The sequence below is a fragment of the Streptosporangium sp. NPDC049644 genome, from assembly GCF_040675205.1.
GTDB classification, from domain to species: Bacteria; Actinomycetota; Actinomycetes; order Streptosporangiales; family Streptosporangiaceae; genus Streptosporangium; species Streptosporangium fukuiense.
The window spans coordinates 1-1,589 of sequence record NZ_JBFAOJ010000261.1; the positions used below are offsets into that span (position 1 = coordinate 1).

The 1,589-nt window shown below is 73.1% G+C and carries 3 protein-coding genes; all 3 read left to right on the top strand.

The annotated features are described in order from the left end of the window. On the top strand, window positions 1–339 hold a 339-nt coding region (locus AB0J58_RS44970; protein ID WP_364227973.1), incomplete at its 5' end, for an RRQRL motif-containing zinc-binding protein. Further along, window positions 336–1,331 carry a hypothetical protein gene (locus AB0J58_RS44975; RefSeq protein ID WP_364227976.1) on the top strand — a complete coding sequence of 332 codons (996 nt, stop codon included), beginning with the start codon at window positions 336–338 and terminating at the stop codon, window positions 1,329–1,331. The genes AB0J58_RS44970 and AB0J58_RS44975, both read left to right, overlap by 4 nt. After that, window positions 1,328–1,456, top strand: a complete 129-nt coding sequence (locus AB0J58_RS44980) for a hypothetical protein (RefSeq protein ID WP_364227979.1) — start codon at window positions 1,328–1,330, stop codon at window positions 1,454–1,456. Before AB0J58_RS44975 ends, AB0J58_RS44980 begins: the two co-directional genes overlap by 4 nt. The last annotated feature ends 133 nt before the right edge of the window (window positions 1,457–1,589 follow it).

The window sequence follows — 1,589 nt, forward strand, 5'->3', positions numbered from 1 at the left end:
ATCCCTACCTACCCCTGGCGGATGTCGCCGCCGCACCTGCTGACCCGCCGCCAGCTGACCGCCGCCGGGCTGCGGCCCGGCGGGCAGGGCGTGCAGGCACAGGTGTTGTGGCGCTCGAAGCGGCACGGCGCCCCCGGGGTGCGCGCCGCCTACCTCTACGACATCCGGTTCGCGCTGCCCAAGCGCACCGCCACCCCCGCGCAGCTGGAGGCGCTGGCCAAGGCCAACGCCGCCCGCCGCACCTGCCCTGAGTGCCGACGGGATGCCGGTTACGTGCTGCCGCGCCACCTGGGCACCTGCCTGGACTGCGCGATCACGACACGAGAGGAAGCCGCATGAGCCTCACGACCCCCACCCCGGAGCCGACCCCCGACGACGTCGCGCGTGGCCTGGCCGAGTTTGAACGCCACCTGGCCGAGCAGGTCCCCGCCCTCCCCGCAGCGCTGCCGGCGCTGCCGGTGGAGAGCGGCGGGGAGACCAAGCGCGTGCAGCGACTGCGCGCCGAGGTAGCCGAAGCGCACCTGCTGGCCGATCTCCAGGACGACGCCGCGCCGCTGCTGCTGGACACGGCCAAGGTTCGTAAGCGCCGCAAGCAGGCCCGGGAAGCGGCCCGGCTGCACGAGCTTGGCCAGGACCCGGCCATGCGCGCCTGGCAGGCCGCCCGGATGCGCCGCCTGTTGGTGGCCGCGGGCATGGTGTCTCTGACCCTGGCGCTGGCGTGGTCGACGGCCGGTGTGCAGACCTTCGCCGCCGACGGCGCCGAAGCGTGGTCGCCCTCGTGGGTGTTCGCCTGGCTGGTCGAGCCGTTCATGTCCCTGGCCCTGCTGGTCGTGGTCGGCGCCCGCGCCTACCTCGGCACCCGCGGACAGCCCATCGAATCGCCCACCCTGGTCCGCATCGAGTGGCTGTTCCTGGCCCTGACCCTCGGCATGAACGCCTGGCCCTACCTGCCCTGGTCACTGCCCGAGGGGCAGACGTTCTCCTTCTCCCGGCTGGTGCTGCACATCCTCGGACCGGTGGTCGCGGTGGCCATCGTGACCGCGCTGCCGATCATCCTGGCCGCCTTCACCCGCCTCGACCACGGCGCGGACGCAAGATCCAGTAACCCCCTTACTGGCCCGGAGTACAGGGCAAAAAGCACCGCCGACTCCGACCCTCGGGAGCATTCCGACGGCCCCGGCATCGACGCCGTGACCGCGCACGTGCGGCACCTGATCGCCGCTGGGCAGCTTCCGCCCTACCCCAGCGCCGCCGCGATCCGCCGCGCCGCACGGTGCGCGATGGACACCGCCCGCGCGGTCCGCGATGCCCTCGTCAAGGAGGCGACGTGACCGGCGCCCGCATCATCGACGTCCCCACCAACCGTTCCTACGGGACGCGGCCCCACTCCGCCAAGAACGTGGCCGCGCCCCGCAACCCCGCCCCCATCAAGGCACACGAGGTGACCTCATCATGACCGACATCCCGACCGAGACCAACGGCCACCACCCCACCACCACGCCCCTGGACCTGACCGCCCTGCCCGACGTGCCAGCCGGACCGGCTGACGACGGCCCCGGCGCGGAGGTGGTCTCCCTCGACTCCGCCCG

Excerpts from the sequence above, each read along its gene's own strand:
- AB0J58_RS44975 (WP_364227976.1), top strand. The coding sequence starts at position 336 with ATGAGCCTCACGACCCCCACCCCGGAGCCGACCCCCGACGACGTCGCG.